Consider the following 20,861-nt stretch of genomic DNA (forward strand, 5'->3'; position numbering starts at 1 on the left):
AATGCATCCAAATGAAATGTGTGGAAGTGCACGTCATAGACTCCAGTGCGATCTTCCAGAGAAAGGCCGTTTACAGGAACATGGTTACCGTGCCAGAGGTAGTGGCAGAGATCCTCGACGAGGCTTCGGCACTGTACTTCAGCGTAAAAAACTTCAGGGTGGAGGAGGCGAGTCCTGAGAGCGTTGAAGAGGTGAAGGAGGCTGCGAGAAAAACCGGTGACATCCACAAGCTCTCAGATACGGACATAAAGGTACTGGCAAAGGCTCTGGATGAAATAAAGAAGGGGAACGAGGTCGTTCTTGTAACCGACGATTACGCTATCCAGAATGTGGCAATGAGCCTTGGAATAAGGTTCGACGGCATTCTCCACAGACAGATATCAAAAGAATTTAAATGGGTGAAGGTGTGTAGAGGATGTGGTAGAAGAATTGAGTCTGAAATTTGCCCCGTGTGTGGGAGTGAGGCTATAATTAGGAGGGTTAAAAATGACAAAAATCGAAACTCTGGTTGAGAGGGCTAGAAGGCTTAAGGAGAAGGGCTTAACGACTGAAGAGATTGCTGATGAGCTCAACGTTTCAAGAGAAACTGCATTATGGTTGATTACGAGAGTGGGCGAGACACCGCCTTCTGACATTTACGTGGAGTGGAGGGAGCTGACTAAGCCTTCGAGGCTTAGACTTGTTGCGATGGCTATGGCAGACATGATAGTGAGCGAGGTGAAGGAGGATATAGAGGTGGTTGTGGGTATTGCCACCAGCGGAATACCCCTCGCCGCAATGGTTGCGGAAGAGCTTGGATGCGAGTTCACAATCTACTACCCAAGAAAGTTCAAGACGGATGAGGAGAAGCCTAAAGGCGGAATTCTCAGCGAGAACTTTGCGAGAGTTTCGGGGAAGAAGTGCGCAATTGTAGATGACATAACTTCAACCGGGAGGTCGATAAAGGAGGCTATAGAGGTGATAGAGGCTAACGATGGGAAAGCCGTCTGCGCGGCGGTCATAGTGAACAAGAGGGGAGGAAACGAAATAGAAGGCATCCCCCTGCTTAGCATGCTCAAGATTCTGAGGATATAATGGATGTAACGGTCGTTATCCCAACGCTGAACGAGGAGGAGGCCATTGGAGAGGTCGTTGAGGGATTCGCCAAAAGAGGATTTAGAGTTCTTGTAATCGACGGAAACAGCAAGGACAGGACAAGGGAAATTGCAAGGGAAAAAGGCGCTGAGGTAGTAATTCAGAGCGGGAAGGGGAAGGGGCAGGCTGTTGCGGAAGCTTTCGAGATTGTTGATAGCGACATACTGGTTCTCGTGGACGGAGATGGAACTTACCTTCCGGAAGAGGTTTACAGGCTTCTTGAACCAATAAAGGAAGGCGGGGCTGATCACGTGATTGGAAACAGGTTTGCCAGCTTTGAGAAGGGGGCATTCACTAGACTGAACTTAATTGGGAACAAGCTTCTCAACATGTTTTTCCGGCTGGCGTACGGAGTGGAGCTGAGAGATATTCTCTCAGGCTACAGAGCGCTAAAAAAAGAGGTTTACAAATCTGTAGAGCTTACAAAACCCGGTTTTGAGGTTGAAACCGAGCTAACGGTAGAGACGCTTGCAAAGGGCTTCAGAATTGTTGAAGTGCCCATCACCTACAGAAAAAGGGGAGGAAAGACGAAGCTGAATCCTTTAAGAGACGGATTCAGGATTGGGAAAACAATTTATGAGTTGATGAGCAGGTACAGCCCTGCAAGATACCTCTACATTTTCGGCCTGATTTTCATCATCGCCGGGCTGATTTCAGGAGCCTTTGTCGTTTACGAGTGGTTTTTGAGGATTACGCATTATTTGCTGGCAATTCTTACAGCACTTTTCATAATCACGGGAGTTCAGCTAATCATGTTCGGCCTTATAGCTGATTTTATATTCAGAAGCAACGTCGAGTTCAGAAAAGAACTCAGAAGGCTCAGAGAGGCGATGGAGGTTGAAGGTAAGGGAGATTGAGGAGCTGTTTCATCAAAATCTACATGAGCTGGGAGAGAGGGCTGATGCGCTGAACGACAGAGTGATGTTCGTCGTAAACAGGCACATAAACTACACCGACATCTGCGTTGCCAAATGCCCTCTCTGCGCCTTCAACAACAGAGAAGGTTATCTGCTATCTCCGGAAGAAATTCTGAGGAAGGTGAGGGAGGTTGATGGCATAACGGAAGTACACATTGTTGGGGGGCACAATCCCGAAGTTGGGGTGGAATACTTCGAGGAGGTTTTCAGGAGAATCAAGAGAGAGAAGCCAGAGGTTGTGATTAAAGCCTTGACTGCAACTGAAGTTTACTACTACGCCAAGAAGGAGAAAATGAGCATCAGGGAGTTTCTCAGCAGGCTTAAGGATGCGGGTCTTCAAGCGATGCCGGGCGGTGGGGCTGAGATTCTCGTTGATTCTGTAAGGAGAAAAATCAGCCCAAACAAGTGCTCAAGCGATGAGTGGTTGAGGGTTATGAAGATTGCCCACGAGCTTGGAATCAAGAGCAACGCCACGATGCTTTTCGGTCATGTTGAGGAAATAAGGCACAGAGCCATCCACCTCTACAGGCTGAGGAAGCTTCAGGAGAAGACTGGAGGCTTTGTCTCCTTCATACCTCTCGTTTACCATCCAGAGAACAACCCCCTCGGCAAAATCGTGAGGGAGAAAACCAACCCCGTTGACATTCTGAAAACAATAGCTGTTTCAAGAATCGCTTTGGACAACTTCAGGAGCGTGAGGGCTTACTGGGTCATGCTGGGGGAGAAGCTGACAGAGGTTGCTCTGAGGTTCGGGGCGAACGATATAGATGGGACGGTTGTTGAGGAGAAAGTAACGCATGCTGCAGGCGCTGAAACGCCCGCAGGATTGACAGTTGAGAGGCTCGTGGAGATTTGCAGGAGTGCTGGCAAGAGAGTCGGGCAGAGGGATACCTTCTGCAACATCCTGAAGTGGTACGCATGAGGGTTGGCAAATTCGACTACCTCAACAATTTTCTGCCCTACTACTTTCTCAACGAGAAGGTTGAGATTGTTGAGGCAAATCCGAGGGAAATGGCTTCAATGCTCCTATCTGGCAGAATTGACTACGCTCCAGTGCCAGCATTCTTCTACCTCAAAAACAGGGAAAGGCTGAGACACTACGAGTTCTGTGTTGCCTCCGAAGGCAAAGTGCTCAGCGTAGTGGTGGTTTCGAGAAAAAAGGAGCTGGATGATGGGTCAATTGCCGTAACTCCCCACTCCCTAACCTCCGTCAACCTCCTAAAAATTCTGCTTGCTGAGAGGGGAATGAAGAACATGCTTGTAGAGGTTAACACTGCAAAAGCCTCGGAAATGCTCGAACTCTGCCCTCATGCGCTCGTTATTGGGGATGAGGCAATTAAGGCGAGGATGATTTACAAAGTCGTTATGGATCTGGGGGAGGAGTGGTACGAGCTTACTTCTCTGCCCGCAGTTTTTGGAATATCAGCCTCTCTGAAAGAAACAAATGCGGAGGAAATGGACAGGAAGATTTTGATGGCAACTGAGGAAGGCTACAGGAGGTTCGATGAAGTTGTTAGAGCGGCAGAGAAAGCCTTTAAGATGCCGAGGGAGTTCCTTGAGGAGTACTTCAGAACGCTTAAGTTCAGGTTGAGCAGCAAGGAAAGGAGGGGGCTTGATGAATTCGAGAAGTACTGCAGAGATTACGGACTACTTGAATGAGAAAATTACAAAGAAGGATGCTCTGGAGCTTTTTTCCCTCCCAATTCACGCTGTGGGGAGAATTGCCGACGAAATCAGGAAAGTGAAGTGCGGAGACCTCGTAACCTTCGTCAATGACACAAACATCAACTACACGAACATCTGCCTTTCAAAATGCAGGTTCTGCGCCTTCTACGCAAGGGAAAAAGGCTATGTCCTCTCTCATGAAGAGATTCTGAGGAAAGTAGGCTATGCTGTCAAAATGGGAGCAACTCAAATAATGCTTCAGGGCGGAATGAATCCTGATCTGGGATTGGAGTGGTTTGAGGAGCTTTTCAGGAAAATTAAGGCCAGATTTTCCAGTGTTCACATACACAGCCTCTCCCCGCCAGAAATCGTCTTTCTGGCAAAGCTTGAGAGGAGCAGCATAAGGGAGGTTCTTGATAGATTGAAGGCTGCCGGATTAGACTCTCTGCCGGGTGGTGGGGCTGAGATTCTTGTTGATTCTGTAAGGAGAAAAATCAGCCCGAACAAGTGCTCAAGCGATGAGTGGTTGAGGGTTATGGAGACAGCCCACAGCCTGAACATGCCCACGACTGCAACAATGATGTTCGGGCATGTGGAGAGCGACGGTGACATAGTGGAGCACCTCATAAAAATCAGGGAGCTTCAGGAAAAAACCGGCGGTTTCACAGCCTTCATCCCATGGACCTTCCAGCCGGGAAACACGGAGCTTTACGCTGAAATCAAACGCCCTGTCTCTCCCCTCAGATACCTGCAGGTTTTAGCCATTTCAAGAATAGTCCTGAACAACTTCAGAAACATTCAGGCTTCATGGCTCACTCAGGGATTTGAGATCGCTACACTAAGCCTCTTCTTCGGGGCAAATGACTTTGGTGGGACGATGCTGGAGGAGAATGTTGTAAGAGCTACGGGGAAAGACTTCAGGCCTGCAAAAATTGAGGAGATTGTGAAAGCCGTTAAGGCCGTGGGGAGGCCAGTTGCATTGCGTGATACCTACTACAACATTCTGGAGTGGTTCTGATGTCCGGCAAGAAATTTAAGGAGATTGCGGAAAAGCTTGGAGTTGAGGTGGAGTTTGAGGAAGTTGAGCCTGCAAAAATCAAGCTTGATCCAAGGGCGAGATGGAAGTGCATGTTCGGCTGCGAAAGTTACGGAATGCCCTCCTGCCCTCCAAACGTTCCCGATTTTGAGGAATGCGAGAGGTTCGTGAGGGCTTACAGAAGGGCCTACCTGTTCAGGTTCAAAGTTAAAAGTAAAGAAGATGTGAGAAGGGCTCAGGAGTTCATGCTTGAGGCCGAGCTTAGCCTGAAAAAGCCCTTTGCCTTTGCAACCTTTCCCGGCAGTTGCATGCTATGCAATGAATGCAGCGGTAGGTGCAGCAGAGTCAGACCATCACTCTCCGCCCTCTGCGTTGACGCTTCCAGCCTTGCAGTCAAAGACGAAATGGTAGCTTTGCTTTTCGTCGATTGAGCAATGCAAATACTGCTAACACTGCAAGAGTTTCGGCAAGGGAGACTGGAAAGGCATAGCTCGAAAATGGAGCTTTTAAAATCAGAACTGCAACACCTCCCACTGCAGCAGGAACTAAAACGATGAAGAAGGAGATTAGCGTGGCGATTACTGCCTCTACATTTACCGGCTCGCTCGTCAGTCGGCGGGAAAACTGCACTGCAACGAGAACCACGGCAAAGCCTGTGGGAAAGAGGGACAGAGAGTTAATCAAATTTCCCCCTTTGTAAATCACCACTGCTGCAACAATGCCCATGGAGACGAAGTAAATCAGCAGCCCCTCCAGAATTTTCGAGAATTTCATTTCCAAGTCCGTCAGAGGGAGGGCGGTGATGTAGCTGCTCCTTTCGAGGCTCATGAAGCTTGAGACAGTAATGGCGAGGAAGATCTGCAGATACAGAACGCTCGCCACTTCTGAAAGTTTTATGTAGAATACAAGCTGCATTAAGGCGCCGTATATTGGAAGCAATGCAATAACGAAAAGCTGCGGATTTCTGAAAAGCTGCTTGAAGTCCTTTATTACCATAGCGGTCATTTTCCCTCTCCTTTTTATTTTCCATCCCTTCAAGCTGCCGTAGTGCTTCGCAATCTCCTCCTTGGAAAGTTCCCTGACAGCATAGAAAAAGAGAAGAGTGATGAGGGCGAAATAAAAGAGGCTAAGGGCTGCGTATTTAGCACTAAAGGGCTGAGAAATCCAGAGTCCGTATGAGATGGGGAAAAGAGAGTCGTAGGCCTCGTAATTTTTGAAAGTCATCAGGTATATGGCAAGCTGGTTTATGAGATAAAGCCCGTAGATTGAAACCAGCCAGGCAATTAAGCCAAAAATTCGGAAAAATGCGGCCCTTAAAGACCTGCCCGTCTGAACGCTCCCCAGCCTTTTGCCGAGAAGTATCACAATGCTCAAAGCCCCCATTATCACTGCAAGAAATCCCAGAAGCGCTGGAAGAAGTCCGGCAGGATTCCTCATTCCCACGAGAACTAGAAGGGAGAGGAGAGCAATGACAGCAGGCCAGTCGAACAGCCTGAAAAATCCGTAAAACCTAACCTTTGAAATATCACTGCGAGAATAAAAGGTGTGCATGTAGCTCAAATCGACCTGAAAGTAGCCATGAGCATAAGCGGTGCCGAACATCAGGAAAAAGAAGAACAGAGAAAGCAGGGAAGATGCGTAGCTGACCTTGTCGTCAAAAAAGGCGGGCCCTACTGAAAATAGGGCGGCAAAGGTGAACATTATCTTCAGGAGGAGGGCATTGTACCTGATCCACTTGGTAACTCTCGATAGGTCGTGATAGACTGCTGCAGCGTTCCTCACCGCAGCCTCCACGAAGATTAGGTCCGAAAGCTCATAAAGCGGAGATAACCTCCTCAAGACTTTCATGCTGACCGGTGATTTTCAAAAAGGCCTCCTCCAATGTCCCGTAGGACTTAAGCTCCTCCAGAGTGCCTTCAGCAATTTTCAATCCCCTGTTGAGAATTATCACTCTGTCTGCAAGCCTCTCAGCTATCTCCATTATGTGCGTGGAAAGCAGTATTCCACCGCTCTCAGTTTTTCTGGCCATCACCTCTTTCAGAACTCTGGCAGAGAAAGCATCGAGGCCGTTTAAGGGCTCATCGAGCAGAAGGTAGGGAGGATCGTGAAGCAATGCCGCAACCACAGCAACCTTCTTCTTGTTCCCCATAGAGAGCGAGATTATCGGCTTGTCCATCTGCTCCTCCAGCCTGAAAATCCTGACGTACTTCTCAACTCTCTTTGCTGCCTCCTCACCGAGCTTCCTTACCGATACCAGAAAGCTGAAGAACTCCTCAGGCGTGAGGTGGTCTATCAGTCTTATCTCCTCTGGTACGTAGCCAAAGAGGTTCTTGGCTACCTTTGTGTTCGCATTCATTCCATCAATCTTTATCTCCCCCTCGAAATCCACTATACCGACAATGGACTTCATTATGGAGCTCTTTCCAGCTCCGTTTGGCCCGAGAATGGCAACAACCTCTCCCCTCTCAACTGTGAATCCAACATTGCTGACAGCCGTCGTTTTTCCATACCTCACCGTCAGGTTGTTAACCTCTATCACGTCAAGTGGTGTGCTGTAGCATATTTATAGTTTGCGAACAACCTTGCCGGGGTTGAGGATGTTTTTTGGGTCGAAGAGGAGCTTGATTTGTCTCATCAGCTCGAACTGCTCTGGAAACAGCTCCTCTAGCTCCGAAAGCTTAACCGCCCCTATACCGTGCTCGCCGCTGATCACACCGCCAAGGCTGACAGCGAGGCTGAGGAGGGACTTTCTGAACTCAAAGTAGCTTTTCTCCCATCCCTCGTAAACCAGCGGGTGCTGGTGGACGTTGCCATCTCCAGCATGGCCGTAGGTTATTAGCTCGATGCCATATTCTTCAGCAAGCTCGTTGCTCCTTCTCCAGTACTCGGCAATTTTAGCTGGAGGAACGCAGGCGTCGAGAACCTCAATGACCTCCTTTCTCAGCCCCTCGTAAATCATTCCCCTCACTTTCAGCAGCCTGTCCTGATCCTTCTTTGTGGTTGCTGCGTAAACGTCAATCGCTCCAAGCGACTGGGCAATTTTTGCAGCCTCCTCGGCCTCATCAAAGCTCTCGAAGACCATCAGGAGGTGTGCCTCCCCCTCCCTGCTCACCCACCTCTCCCCGCTAACCTTCTCCCCAATCTCAACTGCCCTCTTTTCCATGAATTCGAGGGCCATGGGGAGCATTTTTCTCGCAACCTCAACAACGCAGTTCATAGCATCCTCCATCGTCGGAAAGGGGATGGCGAGGACAGTCATGTCCCTCATCTGCGGGAAAAGGCGAATTGTTGCCTTAGTTATCACTGCAAGCGTCCCCTCACTCCCCACAAGAAGGTGAAGGAGAGAGTAGCCCGAGGAGTTCTTTATCGTTTTCCCGCCAACATTGATTATCCTGCCGTCGGCAAGAACAGCTTCGAGGCTGAGAACGTAGTTCCTCATGGTTCCGTACTTCAAAGCCCTCACTCCCCCAGCGTTGGTTGCAATCATCCCTCCGACTGTTGCGGTTTCAGCTCCGGGATGGGGCGGGAAGCTCAAGCCGTGCCTGAAGGCTGCATCGTCAAGCTGCTTCAAAGTAACTCCCGCACCGCAAATAGCAACTCTGTTGTCGGCATCAACCTCAAGCTCTGTCATTTTTTCAGTTGAGAGTACAATGCCCTCCTCAGTCGGCACAGCCCCGCCGCTAAGCCCAGTCCCACCGCCCCTCATGAAAACTGGTATACTTTTTTCGTTGGCGAACTTCAAAATCGCCGAGACCTCCTCGCTGTTGCTGGGCTTCACCACAACGAAATTTTCAGCTGCTCTGGGAGCAACGAGAGGTGGAGTTTCATCGAAGCGATAAGCGTCCGATGGTGGAAAGACCTCAACAATTTTTGAAAGCTCATCAATCCAGCTCATGAAAAAAATAGTTTAGAATTTAAGAATTCTTGCCGAAACAACAATCGGGTCCCAGATGGGTGTGAATGGAGGAGCATAGCCGAGGTCGGCGAAGAAAACATCCTTCGTCGTGAAGCCGCCCTGTATCATCGCAGCAAAGACGTTAACCCTCATCGCCACATCCGCCCCGAGAACCTGCGCTCCCAGAATTCTCTTTGTGCTTGCATCCGCCACAACCTTTAGGAAGGTGTCCTTGGCCCCGGGGTAGTAGTGAACTCTGGTTTTTGCTTTCACGACAGCTGTTTTAACCTCAAATCCCTCAGCTTTCGCAGCCTTCTCCGTCAGCCCCGTGGCGCCAATTTCAAGGTCGAAGAACTTCGTAAGCTGAGTTCCAAGCACTCCGGGAAACTCAATGTTGCCGCCAGCGGCGTTAACTCCCGCAACGTAGCCCATCTTGTTGCCCGGCGGGGCTAAGGGAATCCAGACTCTCTTTTTCGTCAGCATGTGGGTTGTTTCAGCGCAATCTCCAGCAGCAAAAACATTCTCAACGCTTGTCTGCATCCTGCTGTCCGTCCAGATTGCTCCAGTCTCTCCAATCTTGCAGCCAATCTGCTCGGCAATGGCAGTGTTGGCCTTCACGCCCGTTGCAACTATAACCACATCTGCAGGATACTCTCCTTTGTCAGTCACCACTTTCCTCACCGCTCCATCGCCCTCAAAAGCCTCTACCTTCTCCCCCAGCCTCAGGTTGACCTTCTCCTCAAGCTTATGCTTCACCAAGTCCGCAACATCCCTGTCGAGGTTTGGGAGTGGTTGATCAAGAAACTCCACAACCGTTACTTTCTTCCCTCTCGCTGCCGCAGCTTCGGCCATCTCAACTCCTACGTAGCCAGCACCAACGATTACAACGTTCTCCGCCTTCTCAACCGCCTCTCTCAGCTCAGCCGCCTGTACAGGATGTCTGACGGTGAAAACGTTTTCCAGCTCAAGGCCCTCGAAGGGTGGGGTTTTTGGAAGTGCTCCGGTGGCGATTACAAGCTTATCCCACTCGTAGGTTTTCTCCTGACCGTCCTCTATGACTCTCACAAAGCCGTCTCCAGCCTCAACTACCTTCGCGTTGATGTGCAAATCAATGCCCCTTTTCTCCCTGAAAAATTCCGGCGGGTAGTACATCAGGTGTGAGGGGTCGCTCAAGCCTTCAACAACGTACGGAATCCCGCATGGAGCGTGGCTGACAAAGTTGGTCTCCTCAAAAACCGTAACCTCCCACTCAGGCTGCAAAGCCTTAACTCTCGAAGCAGCGCTCATTCCCGCTGCCCCACCGCCGATAACAACTACCCTCATGCTTTATCATTGTTCAAGACTAATTTATGCTTTTCGCGGTTTTGGGAAGTTGAGTAATCTGTGGTTTTGTAGGAGCGAAAAGGCTCTGAGTTTCAAAATGGCCGTAAAGCTCACAACCCCATTTAATAGCGCTGTCTTCGTAGCTTACCAGCCCTCTTTTTAAGTCGTACTCTCCCTTTTTATTAAACAAACCAAGGCAGAGCCCCTCACTGCAAGCAATGCAAACCAGTTTTATTTCCCCACACGACATCAGCTTCCCACTGAATGAATTAACCTCCTCTGAGTACTCCTTAAGCCTCGGTAAAACACTCCTGCCAATAACAATGGAAATATCAACTTCCTGTGAAAGTTTGGAAAGAAAAGCGGGATATTCGGGGAGAAAGAATCCGAAAACAGCCCTGATCCACTTTGATTTGCTTACCATATTCATAAAAACTTCTTTGTGCTTCAAAACCTCATTCTCTCCGCTCTCTATTATCGTGTAATCTCCAAGCTCTCCAAGTCTTAGGAGAAGATGTGGAGGGATTGCTGCTAAATCGTGCTGATTCCAGAACTCGAAGTCTCTTTCGATTAAAGAATAAGTTTTCTTTAGAGTTTCGCCAGAATGGAGAGTAATGAGCCCCTTCAAGGTGATGGCAAATCGTCTTCCATTTTTTTCAATCAATCTTTCTTCCAGAAGATTTTTAAGGTGGTCAGAAACTGCTGCTGGACTCAATCTAAGATTGCAAGAAATTTCAGAGTTGGTAAGTGAGTTTTTGGCAAGTAACATCAGGATTTCTCTCTTTCTTTTAGGTAATATCATTGTGAGCAAGTGGCAATATTGCAATATAAATTTTCCGACGTACAGAAAAATTCAAGCTACAAACTTAAAAAGCAAATTAGTTTTAAGTTTTTATCTTAAAGAAAAATTTAAATATCGTCAGTGAGAGGCACAGTAGCAGTGCGGAGGGGATAGGATGAACAGAATTGTGGGGATATTGATATCGATACTGATGTTAGCATGTATTGGCGTGACAATGGCTGCTGAAACACCAGTCGAGGCAACCATCGAACCTAAAAATACGTTCTCAGAGCCACTTGCAACCCAGATGGTACTTTTAAAAGGAATCTTTGATCCTAAGGTTGAACCGATGGATCCAGCTAATGATGCCATTGAAATTACTGGTGTCCTTAAACTGAACCACAATGAGGTAAGGGGAGTAGTAAACATTAACAACAAAAAAGGCGAATTTGCGGGGAAGTGTACACCATTCAAATCTAGCAATTTCGAAGGAGTAGTGTTGAAATGCGGGTCCGAGGGGTCCATAAAGGTTCTGCAGATCAACATTGGCGATGGAAAACTTGAGCTTTTTGGTAAGTACGGCGATGGAATCGTGTTCTTAGAGGGGAAAATTCCAGAAATGAGCTATAAATCTCTTGCTTCAAGTGCATCTGCACCCACATCAGTTCGACCTGAAGCATGGATGGTGGATATTTTACTTTGAGAACCACATAGAGTTTTGTGCTGCTCTCTCGGGTTCAATGGAGATAATTGATGGCACGATGGAGCCGTACAGCCTTAGTATTTGGATTGATAAGGAATGGTGGGTTGACGGCGATGGTAAAAGGCATGATGGGGACACGCAATTATTGATCGGTAAGGCCGACATTTGGAGCAAGACAATAAAGGCTGAAGTAATTACTGGTGAAACTACGACAACTGGGGGTTGATATTCGATGTTTATAGCAACTACTACTCCAGACACATTAGCAGACCGAGCATTGGATTAGGAATAGGTCTGGTTAGCAGCATAACTTCACCAATAGACTTCGGCTTCAGTGCTTCCGCATCGGCTGAGAACACAGTCAAATGCTCGTGGTACAAGGAAACCGAACAAGGATTCGCAAAAGGGCTTAGACTCGAATATAATGACATTTACGCTATGAAACCCGGAGACAGGATCGCAACCTACTTCCACGTGTATACAGAAGAGGACTTAAACAGCGCAAATCCCGTTTGGTATCCTATGAAAGCAAAAATTCTGAGAATACCCGTTTATGAGTACAGCTCAACCAGTCCAAATGCACACATCACTGATGTAGGGTCGGACTACCCGATCTACGCTTGGATAGAACACGTGGATGACGAACACAGATAACATGTCTCCTAATTTTTTGAGAAATGCATTTAGAAGGTTAACGATAACAGCAATCGCCCCTATCGTAATGACGTTCGAGCCTTTTTTCATTTTTCCCGTAGTGCTGATAACTCTCGCAAGAAGGGGTTTTGTCTACATCCTTTTACCCATAACAGCCGCTTTGATTTTAAGGGCCACAAAGGTGAACTACGGGCCTCTCACAGTCTCACCTACTATGCACTTCAACACACCTTCCATCGCAGTTTTCGCAGTCTTGCTGGTTGCAACCACCATTGCCTCAGTGTTCAAACCGAAATTGTGGAGGGCATTTCTCGTAGCCATCGTCGTGATATCGATTCTGCACGCAGCCACACCCATCGAATCGCCGGTGAAGGGCGAGGGTTGCAACAAGATTTCGATCGAACTGCTCGACTCAGAAACCAACTTCTGTTTCTACATCTCCTCTGCGAAAACCGGTAAAATGTGGTATTATCACGCCACTCTGCACTTTATGGATTCTGAGGGGTTGGTGGTCAATCGCGTCCATTTGCTTACCGCTGCCCTCACCTTCAGCAGCGAGGTTGTGGAATTTCGCAATGAACAGGGCAAATTCCACGCAATCTTCTACAGCGAAGTGCCGATTGACAGTTTAAAGCTCAAACTCTGCTACTTCCCGGAAACGGTGATAGGCTCTCTGCCGGTTGTTTTCTGCAGCTCTGTTGATTTGGAGGTTCGATGATTGCGTTGAGGTCTTTTATTCAGATATAAAGTAAAAAATTAAAACTCAAAACCAGAAGGCCATTCCACCCTCTAAAATTTTCACCTTTTCGAAGCCAGCGTGTTTGAGAATTCTTGACGCCTCAAAGCTTCTGAGACCAATGGCGCAGACGACAACTATCTCTTTATCCCTGGGTATCTCGTCAAGCCTTTCCCTCAGCTCAAGGATGGGAATGTGGATGACCTTTTCCGACTCTATTCTTCTGGTTTTGAACTCCTCCTCACTTCTTACGTCAAGAATCACAATGTCTTCTTTCTCAAGCTTCTCCTTCAGCTCGAAGACGTTAATCCCCTCGAATAGACCATCTCTCTTATTCATTGCGACATTTGCGATAGTAATCACCGGGTCGAGAGCGGGGGAGTATGGTGGGGCGTAAGCAAGGTCAAGGTTTGCAAGCTGGTCGATGGTCATTCCGGCCTGAATTGCCGTGCTTAAAACGTCAATTCTCTTTGCAACCTCCCCCATTCCAACGCCCTGGGCACCGATGACTCTCCATGAGCCCTTTTCGACGATGAGCTTTAACCTGATGTAGTTGGCCTGTGGGTAGTAGTGGGCTCTGTCGGGAGAGGGGGCGATGACGGTAAAGTAGTCTAAGCCCGCCTCCTTTGCCATTTGCTCGTTCACTCCGGCTGAAGCGGCTGTGAAGTCGAATACTTTGAAAATGGCCGTTCTAATCACACCCGGGAAAACGGCCCTCCCTCCCGTTATGTTCTCTCCTATAACTCTTCCTTGCTTGTTCGCCACGTCACCAAAGGGAGCTATTATTTTCTTGCCCGTAACAAGACACGTGGTCTCGACACAATCCCCACCAGCGTATATGCTTTCGTCGCTCGTTCTCATGTACTCGTCAACCCATATAGCCCCCGTTTCACCTATTTTCAGCCCAGCCTTCTCAGCGAGTTCGCTGTTTGGTTTGATACCAGTGGCGACAACAACGACGTCTGCAGGGTACTCCTTTCCGTTCGCAATGACTGCTCTGACTTTATCGTCTTGAGAAACTATCTTCTCCACTCTCGTTGACGTTACAACGTTCACTCCCTTTTCCCTCAGGTGGTTCTCCACAAGAACTGCCATTTCTCTGTCAAGCATAGCAGGCGCAACTCTATCCATCATCTCAATTACGGTAACCTCCATGTCCAGATTTTTCAGAGCCTCGGCGGATTCAAGCCCTATGAACCCTGCTCCGATGACCACAGCCTTCTCCGCCCCCTCTTCCCACATTTCGATGATTTTCTCCGCTTCCTCGGCACTCGTAAGTGTTACAACGCCCTCTGCCTCAATCCCCTCAATCGGCGGCTTAGCTGGTCTGGCTCCTGTGGCAATCACCAGATAATCGTAGTTGAGCTCGTCCTCACTGCCGTTCCTCACAATTTTCACGGTCTTCCTGCTCCTGTCTATTTCGGTTGCCACCGTTTCAGTCAGCACGTCGATGTTTTTCAGCTTCTTGAAGTAAGCCTCGTCTCTCACCGCCCCGTAGGTAGTTTCCCTCAGATTGTCAACTTCGTGAACAAGTCCGCCAACGTAGTAGGGCAGCCCGCATCTCCCTAAAGAGACGTATTTTCCAGCTTCAACAACGGTGATGCTTGCATCTCCATCCTTTCTTCTGATTCTGGAGGCAGCCTTCAGTCCAGCAGCCCCTCCGCCGATTACAACAACGTTCATGGACCCCCGACTGCAGCGCTTATTATATGGCTTGCTATTTTCAGCTTACCCAAAAATGTTAAGTTTTCGAGCCGTACTTCCCACATGTTCTCAGCACACGCTCCTGCGCTTGTGGATTATATCTATCTCATCGACAGGTATCCACAAAGGGGCGGGCACAGCATAATCCTCTCCACCCGGAAATCGCCGGGTGGTGCAGGTGCGAACGTGGCCCACAACCTTGCCAGCCTGGGTGTTGAATCAACGCTCTTCACGACACTGGGAAGGGACGAGGACGGAATTTACTTCGTCGAGAACACCTTGGCGAAGGTGAAAGCCGAGATAACTGATGAGAAAACGGGCAAAGTTCACGTTTTCGTCGATGGGGAGGGAGAGAGAACGTTTTTTGTAGAGCCAAATGCCGCTGGAAAGCCATTTGTTGAGGTGGATGGCGGGGATTACCTCTACCTCGACCCCTTCCCTTCCGAGCACAGCTTTGAAGTTCAGAGAAAGGAGGCTGAGAGATTTGATGGCTTTGTAATACTCAATCCCGGTTTTCCCTATTCAAGCCTCGGATTTGAAAGGCTCAAGCAGATTCTTCAGCACGTGGACATGCTCATAATGTCCGCTGACGAGTTCAGCCTTCTTGGTGTTGAGACCGCAGACGTGCTGAGATTCGTGGACTACCTGATTGTCACCCAGGGGAAGCTAGGCAGCGCTTGCTACACCAAGAAGGGCAGCTTTCAGTCCCCAGCATTTCCAGCCAAGGTTGCTGACACCACTGGAGCGGGGGATGCCTTCGCTGCTGGCTTCATCTATGGCTTTATCAAAAATTACCCCCTCGAAGTCTGCCTTACGCTGGGAAACTTCTGCGGAGCTTACAACGTCGAAAGGGTTGGAGCGAGAAACTTTCCATCAAAGAGCACCATCGATGAATTTCTCGCAAGAGTTTTAAGATGAAAGGGGGATAATTTAATAATGGACATTAGAATAATGGCCGAAAAGCTTGGATTTAAAAGAGTGTATAAGGAGGATTGTGAACTCTGCATCATGGGTTACACGGGCAAAAGGTGCAAGTATCTTAGAAAGATTGGTAAGGAGTTTTATTGCGTAAGAGATGCTGCAAAAAAGGACCCAAGGCTGAGGTTCTGAACCTAAAGATTTATAATTTGGCCATGGAGTGAATTCTCAATGCGATGGAGAAAGTGGAGACACATCACAAAGCTCGACCCTGACAGGACAAACACCGATGAAATCATAAAGGCTGTAGCGGATAGTGGAACTGATGCCGTGATGATTTCGGGGACGCAGAACGTAACTTACGAGAAGGCCAGAACATTAATCGAAAAAGTTTCCCAGTACGGCCTCCCAATAGTTGTTGAGCCCTCAGACCCGTCAAACGTGGTCTATGACGTTGACTACCTCTTTGTTCCAACAGTTCTGAACTCTGCAGATGGGGACTGGATTACGGGAAAGCATGCGCAGTGGGTCAGAATGCATTACGAGAATCTGCAGAAATTCACTGAAATAATCGAATCCGAGTTCATTCAGATTGAGGGTTACATCGTGCTAAATCCCGATTCCGCCGTTGCAAGAGTGACGAAGGCCCTTTGCAACATAGACAAGGAGCTTGCCGCAAGCTACGCCTTGGTTGGAGAGAAGCTGTTCAATCTGCCCATTATTTACATCGAGTACAGCGGCACCTACGGCAATCCAGAGCTTGTGGCTGAGGTGAAGAAAGTTCTCGACAAGGCGAGACTTTTCTACGGAGGAGGGATTGACAGCAGGGAAAAGGCGAGGGAGATGCTCAGGTATGCAGACACCATAATAGTTGGAAACGTAATCTATGAGAAGGGTATCGATGCGTTCCTTGAAACGCTACCTTAAGGCAATCTGGGACCTTTTACGGCTTGAACACGGACTGATGTACGGATTTGGGGTTGTGATAGGTATCTACGTTTCCGACCCCTTCTTCTCAGATTTGTGGAAGCTTCTGCTCGGATATCTCACTGCCGTTTTCCTCCAGGCTTCAACGTTTGCCCTTAACGACTACTTCGACTACGAGGTTGATTTGGTCAACAACAGAACGGACAGACCCCTCGTAAGGGGCGATTTGAGCAGGAGGATAGCTTTGGCTCTCGCGATAGCGCTCATGCCACCCGGTTTCGTTGCAGCATATCTCATCTCCCCCCTGGCGTTCATATTTGCCTTTGCTGTCTCAGTACTGGCATGCCTTTACGACTACAAGCTGAAGGAGCTTGGATTTGCCGGAAATGTGTACATAGCCTTCACCATGGCAGCCCCATTCCTTTTTGGTAGCATAATCTCGTCAGGCTGGATAACGGAAAAAACAGCGCTCCTGGCCTCAATGGCCTTTCTCACCGGCGTTGGAAGGGAGATAATGAAGGGAATAGAGGATGTTGAAGGTGATGCCCTCAGAGATGTGAGGTCTCTTGCCAGAACGATGGGAGAAAGGAAAGCAGCATCAATTGCATCTCTTTTTTATCTCACTGCGGTCTCAATCAGCCCTATTCCTCTGTTTCTCCTTCCAGAATTTTTGTTCGACCTCAAATATGCAGTTCCGGTTTCCGTAACTGATGTTTTGCTGATTTATGTGGCCTTAAGGCTGGTTGGGGATTACGAGAGGGAATCAATAAGGAAGTACAGAAAGGTCACGCTGGTAGCAATGGTGCTCGGTCTGGTCGGATTTTTTGCAGGGGCGTTTTAGAGCAAGATTTATAATACCAGCAATCGTGCTTGGAAAGAGGACCCGTAGCCTAGCAGGACAGGGCGTGGGCCTCCTAAGCCCAAGGTCGCGGGTTCGAATCCCGCCGGGTCCGCTTCTGTTCTCAATCCTTCTGGCGCTTGTGGGTTTAGAGACCAACACAAACTTTAAATCTGAGAAAGTTGCACATCCAAAATATGGCGGTCAAGCTTATCAGATGCCCGTCCTGCGGAGAGGAGATTGAAATCACCGATTTGTATGAGGGTGTTGAGATTCAGTGCTCGCTCTGCAACTCAATAATGGTTTACCAGGAGGGGAAGTTACTCCTGCTCGATACAAACGAGGAGTTTGATTTGGATGAGCTCGAAAGCGTTGAGGAAGAGGAAGAATTTGAGGATTACGATGAGTTCGAGGAGGAAGAGGAGTACTACTACGACGACGAGTACTGATTAAATACAATCTGTCTTTTTATATATTTTGCCGGTATCTCTTCTGCGAGTGCAATAAGGTCGTTCGCCTTGATAATTCTTATTCCGTCTTCTCTAGCCTTTTTGGCGTCTATTTCTAGAACAATTGGTGTATCAGTCCTGATGCTCGCCACCTCCTTGCTCTTCTCGATTGTTGTTGACAGGTGAACGTATCTCTGGTTCACGGGCTTTATCCCGATTTCAAGCATTCTGTGAGCTTCCTCCTCGCTTGTTCCGTAATACAGAACGTCCTCTTTTGCCTCAGGAAAGTCGCTGAGCTTTACATCAATGCTGTGCCCGTATCGCGCCCTTATTTTGTCGCCCTTCAGCTCGTACCTCTGCTTTTCGTCGCTGTAAACGAGAGCTTTAATCAGCCAGATGTTCGCCCACTTGTACCTCCTTTTCACAACTCTTGCAAGAGATTCAAGGTTCACCCAGCCGTTCTCGTCCATATTGAGACCGAACTTGTCGGGGAAGTGCCTCAGAACTCCGGAAATGAATTTTCCAAGCTTTTCAACCTTCTCCTTGGGCAGAATCAGTTCTCCCTCCGCACCGCACCTGCACTTCTCCCCTCTGTAAAACCCGTGCTCTGGGCAGAATCTTATTTCCTCCATTCTCCCACCACCTTTACAGCCAGCAACATCGCAATCGCCCCAATGGCGCTGCAGGTTTCAAGGCTTACCCCTTTGCGTGTCACGTCGAGGTGGTATTTTGCGGACTTTAACATTTCCCGTGGCAAACCCCTTCTTCCGAGACCTATTAAAAAAGTTGCCGATTTGAACGCTGCTAAAGTATCGGGATTGACTACTTTGTCCGGGTCAGGCTTGGACGTTGTGGCAACCACCTCTCCGAAATGAGCCGGAATCTTATCTATTAGGTGAAGTTTCCCGGATTCTGCGAGATATAGCAGGTATTTCCCGCCTTCTCCGATGGTCGTGTAGTTGGCAACCTCCTCAGCCACCTCCTTCTCACTCCTCCAGAAGGGAAAGTCGAGCAAAGCGAGGTGAAAGTTGAAGGCGTAGCAGAGCGGTGCTGCCCGTGCAATGCTCCGCAAGTGAATTTCGTGTTTTTTCAGCTTGTCGTAGGTGTTGACAAGGCAGATGGAGATCATTTTCTCAGCTTTACCTTTCTTCCCGAAACCCGGACAATTCCTGCTTTTTCAAGGCTCTTCAGTATCGCCTCGTAAACCTCCTCCGCATCCACGTAAAGCTCTCCGTCAAGATTGTCTGCATCCTCTATGATGCCTGAGGTGTACTCCCTCAGCTTTTCAATGTCGTTGGTGTCCTCAAGCCCCGCAATGACGTTCATCACAATTCTAGCAGCGGCATCAATCACAACGCCATCCAGACCCTCCAACTCAACATCCTTGGTCAGGACGCTCAAAATGTCCACGTTCACGTCCCATGCAGGGGTAAGCTGGAGAAAATAGCCCTTCTCGCACCCCTCAACCTCCTCGTCAAGCTCTATTATGATCGTGGGGTCTTCAGGTAGCTCTCCTTCAATGTAATCCTCCCCAACCTCAATTCCGTTTGCCTTCAAAAAGGAGTAGACAGAGGACATGAGAAGGCTGACTCTAAAGGCAGCTTCCATCGCATCCAGAAACTCCTTATCACCCAGACTCTCATCCTTGAGCTTTACGACCTTCTCATAATTTTCAGGGGAAGCTCTTTTGAGAAACTCCCTTTCGAATTCGGAAACCTCCATCCTGCCCTTCAGTATTTCACGAATAATTTCGGAGTAGTTTTTCCAATCCTGAGCCTCCTCGTACTCCTCAAGCTCGCTTAAATTTCCCCTCAGAAAGTACCTTTCCTCAAAATCCCACTCAACAATTTCCCTTACTTCAACTCTCGCTCCTGAATTTCTCAATTTTGATGCAATCTCCATTGCCATTTCCTTGTCGGGGAAAGTGGTAACCCTTAGCCACATGCAAGAACCTCAAGCTTCTGATATTTACGTTATTCGGGTAAAAGTTGATATATTCGAAAGCTCCAACAAATCGCATGTTTAAGTTGGCGGACAGACTGGAAAAGATTCCCCCGTATCTTTTCGCAGAGATCGATGCAATGAAAAGGAAAAAGTTGCAGGAAGGAGTTAAGGTAATCGATTTCGGAGTGGGCGACCCGGACCTACCAACGCCTGAGCACATCGTTGAGGCGCTGAAAAACGCCGCTGAGAAGGTTGAGAGGCAGAAGTATCCAAGCTACGAGGGGATGCTTAGCTTCAGAGAGAGTGTGGCAAGGTTCTACAGGAGAAGAAAGGGAGTGAATCTTGACCCCGAATCGGAGGTAATCTCTCTCATCGGCTCCAAAGAGGGGATAGCGCACCTTCCGCTCGCCTTCGTGAACGACGGAGACTATGTTCTCGTACCAGAGCCGGGGTATCCTGTGTACTACTCCTCCACATTGCTTGCCGACGGCGTACCTTATGAAATGCCGCTAAAGGAAGAAAACAAATTCCTGCCCGATTTTCAGTTGATTCCCGATGAAATTGCCAGAAAGGCCAAAATAATGTTTCTGAACTACCCAAACAACCCCACTGCAGCCGTGGCTCCAAAGGAGTTTATCAAGGAGGCAATAGACTTCTGCATAGACAACAAAATTATTCTAGCCCACGATGCAGCCTACAGCGAGATTACCTTCGATGGCTACAAGGCTCCCAGCTTCCTTGAGTTTGAGGATGCCTTTGAAGTCTGCGTGGAGTTCAACTCCCTCTCCAAAACCTACAACATGACCGGCTGGAGGATAGGATTCGCCTGTGGTAACAGAGATATTCTTGCCGGCCTTTTAAAGGTGAAGACCAACGTTGACAGCGGGGTTTTTGAGGCGATACAGGAGGCTGCCATAGCCGCGATGGATGGCCCTGACAGAGTTATAGAGGAAAACTGCAAGGTGTACCAGAGGAGAAGGGACCTGCTGGTTGAAGGGTTGAGGGATGTTGGAATTGACGCCGAAAAACCGAAAGCTACCTTCTACGTCTGGGCAAAGGTGGGCGGGAGCAGCATCGAGTTCGTAAAGCAGTTAATAGATAAGGCAGGAATAGTGGCAACTCCGGGGATTGGGTTCGGCAAGTCTGGAGAAGGGTTCGTCAGGTTTGCCTTAACCAGAGGAGAGGGTGTTATAGAGGAGGCAATAGATAGGCTGAAAACAATATTACATAAATAATT

At 48.5% G+C, this 20,861-nt stretch carries 26 protein-coding genes and 1 tRNA gene; 18 read left to right on the forward strand and 9 right to left on the reverse strand.

Annotated features, from left to right (window positions below):
- Positions 1–11 precede the first annotated feature (11 nt).
- Genes nob1 through AF_RS01990 form a run of 7 tightly spaced genes read left to right on the forward strand, consistent with a single transcriptional unit; the run spans position 12 to position 5,183 of the window.
- A complete protein-coding gene (nob1, locus tag AF_RS01960; protein ID WP_010877892.1) occupies positions 12–512 on the forward strand; it encodes a type II toxin-antitoxin system toxin endoribonuclease Nob1 in 501 nt (166 codons plus the stop codon).
- Complete coding sequence (locus tag AF_RS01965) at positions 487–1,074, forward strand: orotate phosphoribosyltransferase-like protein (protein ID WP_010877893.1); 588 nt, start codon at positions 487–489, stop codon at positions 1,072–1,074. Before nob1 ends, AF_RS01965 begins: the two co-directional genes overlap by 26 nt.
- Complete coding sequence (gene aglJ / locus AF_RS01970; protein WP_010877894.1) at positions 1,074–1,991, forward strand: S-layer glycoprotein N-glycosyltransferase AglJ; 918 nt, start codon at positions 1,074–1,076, stop codon at positions 1,989–1,991. The genes AF_RS01965 and aglJ overlap by 1 nt, the downstream gene beginning before the upstream one ends.
- Positions 1,972–2,973 carry a CofH family radical SAM protein gene (locus AF_RS01975; RefSeq protein WP_048064223.1) on the forward strand — a complete coding sequence of 334 codons (1,002 nt, stop codon included), beginning with the start codon at positions 1,972–1,974 and terminating at the stop codon, positions 2,971–2,973. Before aglJ ends, AF_RS01975 begins: the two co-directional genes overlap by 20 nt.
- On the forward strand, positions 2,970–3,710 hold the full coding sequence (locus AF_RS01980) for a menaquinone biosynthesis protein (protein WP_048064224.1): 741 nt from the start codon (positions 2,970–2,972) through the stop codon (positions 3,708–3,710). The genes AF_RS01975 and AF_RS01980 overlap by 4 nt, the downstream gene beginning before the upstream one ends.
- Entirely contained in the window at positions 3,667–4,734 is a 1,068-nt protein-coding gene (gene mqnC, locus AF_RS01985; protein ID WP_010877897.1) for a cyclic dehypoxanthinyl futalosine synthase, read from the forward strand. Before AF_RS01980 ends, mqnC begins: the two co-directional genes overlap by 44 nt.
- Positions 4,734–5,183, forward strand: a complete 450-nt coding sequence (locus tag AF_RS01990) for a DUF2284 domain-containing protein (protein WP_052270466.1) — start codon at positions 4,734–4,736, stop codon at positions 5,181–5,183. The genes mqnC and AF_RS01990 overlap by 1 nt, the downstream gene beginning before the upstream one ends.
- Here the strand turns inward: AF_RS01990 and AF_RS01995 are convergent.
- From AF_RS01995 to AF_RS02015, 5 genes are read right to left on the reverse strand one after another with little or no spacing between them, the layout of a single operon-like run.
- Positions 5,146–6,600, reverse strand: a complete 1,455-nt coding sequence (locus AF_RS01995) for a hypothetical protein (protein WP_010877899.1) — start codon at positions 6,598–6,600, stop codon at positions 5,146–5,148. The genes AF_RS01990 and AF_RS01995 overlap by 38 nt on opposite strands.
- Positions 6,566–7,291 (reverse strand): ABC transporter ATP-binding protein, encoded by a 726-nt coding sequence (locus tag AF_RS02000; protein WP_010877900.1) that lies wholly within the window; start codon positions 7,289–7,291, stop codon positions 6,566–6,568. Before AF_RS02000 ends, AF_RS01995 begins: the two co-directional genes overlap by 35 nt.
- 24 nt (positions 7,292–7,315) lie before the next feature.
- The gene (gene dld / locus AF_RS02005) at positions 7,316–8,647 is read right to left on the reverse strand and encodes a D-lactate dehydrogenase (RefSeq protein WP_010877901.1); all 1,332 of its coding nucleotides are present in this window, start codon (positions 8,645–8,647) and stop codon (positions 7,316–7,318) included.
- 12 nt (positions 8,648–8,659) lie between these two features.
- Entirely contained in the window at positions 8,660–9,970 is a 1,311-nt protein-coding gene (locus AF_RS02010; protein ID WP_010877902.1) for an FAD-dependent oxidoreductase, read from the reverse strand.
- Positions 9,971–9,989: 19 nt separating this feature from the next.
- Complete coding sequence (locus AF_RS02015; RefSeq protein WP_010877903.1) at positions 9,990–10,772, reverse strand: helix-turn-helix transcriptional regulator; 783 nt, start codon at positions 10,770–10,772, stop codon at positions 9,990–9,992.
- 154 nt (positions 10,773–10,926) lie between these two features.
- Between AF_RS02015 and AF_RS02020 the strand changes: the two genes are divergently transcribed.
- From AF_RS02020 to AF_RS02035, 4 genes are all read left to right on the forward strand, one after another.
- Complete coding sequence (locus tag AF_RS02020) at positions 10,927–11,454, forward strand: hypothetical protein (RefSeq protein ID WP_010877904.1); 528 nt, start codon at positions 10,927–10,929, stop codon at positions 11,452–11,454.
- A 37-nt stretch (positions 11,455–11,491) separates the two neighbouring features.
- Positions 11,492–11,680 (forward strand): hypothetical protein, encoded by a 189-nt coding sequence (locus AF_RS02025; RefSeq protein ID WP_048064226.1) that lies wholly within the window; start codon positions 11,492–11,494, stop codon positions 11,678–11,680.
- On the forward strand, positions 11,677–12,108 hold the full coding sequence (locus AF_RS02030) for a hypothetical protein (protein WP_010877905.1): 432 nt from the start codon (positions 11,677–11,679) through the stop codon (positions 12,106–12,108). Before AF_RS02025 ends, AF_RS02030 begins: the two co-directional genes overlap by 4 nt.
- Positions 12,109–12,175: 67 nt before the next feature.
- Positions 12,176–12,826, forward strand: a complete 651-nt coding sequence (locus AF_RS02035; RefSeq protein WP_048064227.1) for a hypothetical protein — start codon at positions 12,176–12,178, stop codon at positions 12,824–12,826.
- A 45-nt stretch (positions 12,827–12,871) separates the two neighbouring features.
- Here the strand turns inward: AF_RS02035 and AF_RS02040 are convergent, their stop codons facing one another.
- Complete coding sequence (locus AF_RS02040) at positions 12,872–14,527, reverse strand: FAD-dependent oxidoreductase (RefSeq protein ID WP_010877907.1); 1,656 nt, start codon at positions 14,525–14,527, stop codon at positions 12,872–12,874.
- A gap of 84 nt (positions 14,528–14,611) precedes the next feature.
- Here AF_RS02040 and AF_RS02045 point away from each other — a divergent pair, with 84 nt between their 5' ends.
- The 6 genes from AF_RS02045 (at position 14,612) to AF_RS02065 (ending at position 17,680) form a co-directional block, all read left to right on the forward strand.
- Positions 14,612–15,466 carry a carbohydrate kinase family protein gene (locus tag AF_RS02045; protein ID WP_010877908.1) on the forward strand — a complete coding sequence of 285 codons (855 nt, stop codon included), beginning with the start codon at positions 14,612–14,614 and terminating at the stop codon, positions 15,464–15,466.
- Between the two features lie 18 nt (positions 15,467–15,484).
- Positions 15,485–15,658, forward strand: coding sequence for a hypothetical protein (locus AF_RS13190; protein WP_010877909.1), 174 nt, complete (start codon positions 15,485–15,487; stop codon positions 15,656–15,658).
- 39 nt (positions 15,659–15,697) lie between these two features.
- Positions 15,698–16,393 carry a phosphoglycerol geranylgeranyltransferase gene (locus AF_RS02050; RefSeq protein ID WP_010877910.1) on the forward strand — a complete coding sequence of 232 codons (696 nt, stop codon included), beginning with the start codon at positions 15,698–15,700 and terminating at the stop codon, positions 16,391–16,393.
- Positions 16,368–17,234 carry a UbiA family prenyltransferase gene (locus tag AF_RS02055; protein ID WP_143274369.1) on the forward strand — a complete coding sequence of 289 codons (867 nt, stop codon included), beginning with the start codon at positions 16,368–16,370 and terminating at the stop codon, positions 17,232–17,234. Before AF_RS02050 ends, AF_RS02055 begins: the two co-directional genes overlap by 26 nt.
- A gap of 38 nt (positions 17,235–17,272) precedes the next feature.
- Positions 17,273–17,346, forward strand: a tRNA-Arg gene (locus AF_RS02060).
- Between the two features lie 82 nt (positions 17,347–17,428).
- Positions 17,429–17,680, forward strand: coding sequence for a hypothetical protein (locus AF_RS02065; RefSeq protein ID WP_010877912.1), 252 nt, complete (start codon positions 17,429–17,431; stop codon positions 17,678–17,680).
- Here AF_RS02065 and AF_RS02070 read toward each other — a convergent pair.
- The 3 genes from AF_RS02070 to AF_RS02080 are packed head-to-tail and all read right to left on the reverse strand — an operon-like array spanning position 17,662 to position 19,624.
- Positions 17,662–18,312, reverse strand: a complete 651-nt coding sequence (locus AF_RS02070) for an RNA 2'-phosphotransferase (protein ID WP_010877913.1) — start codon at positions 18,310–18,312, stop codon at positions 17,662–17,664. The genes AF_RS02065 and AF_RS02070 overlap by 19 nt on opposite strands.
- Positions 18,300–18,809 carry a DUF531 domain-containing protein gene (locus tag AF_RS02075; protein ID WP_010877914.1) on the reverse strand — a complete coding sequence of 170 codons (510 nt, stop codon included), beginning with the start codon at positions 18,807–18,809 and terminating at the stop codon, positions 18,300–18,302. The genes AF_RS02070 and AF_RS02075 overlap by 13 nt, the downstream gene beginning before the upstream one ends.
- Positions 18,806–19,624, reverse strand: coding sequence for a hypothetical protein (locus tag AF_RS02080; protein WP_010877915.1), 819 nt, complete (start codon positions 19,622–19,624; stop codon positions 18,806–18,808). The genes AF_RS02075 and AF_RS02080 overlap by 4 nt, the downstream gene beginning before the upstream one ends.
- A 74-nt stretch (positions 19,625–19,698) precedes the next feature.
- Between AF_RS02080 and AF_RS02085 the strand changes: the two genes are divergently transcribed.
- Positions 19,699–20,859, forward strand: a complete 1,161-nt coding sequence (locus tag AF_RS02085; RefSeq protein ID WP_010877916.1) for an LL-diaminopimelate aminotransferase — start codon at positions 19,699–19,701, stop codon at positions 20,857–20,859.
- Positions 20,860–20,861 lie beyond the last annotated feature (2 nt).

The sequence above is a fragment of the Archaeoglobus fulgidus DSM 4304 genome (assembly GCF_000008665.1).
In the GTDB taxonomy this organism is placed as follows: Archaea; Halobacteriota; Archaeoglobi; order Archaeoglobales; family Archaeoglobaceae; genus Archaeoglobus; species Archaeoglobus fulgidus.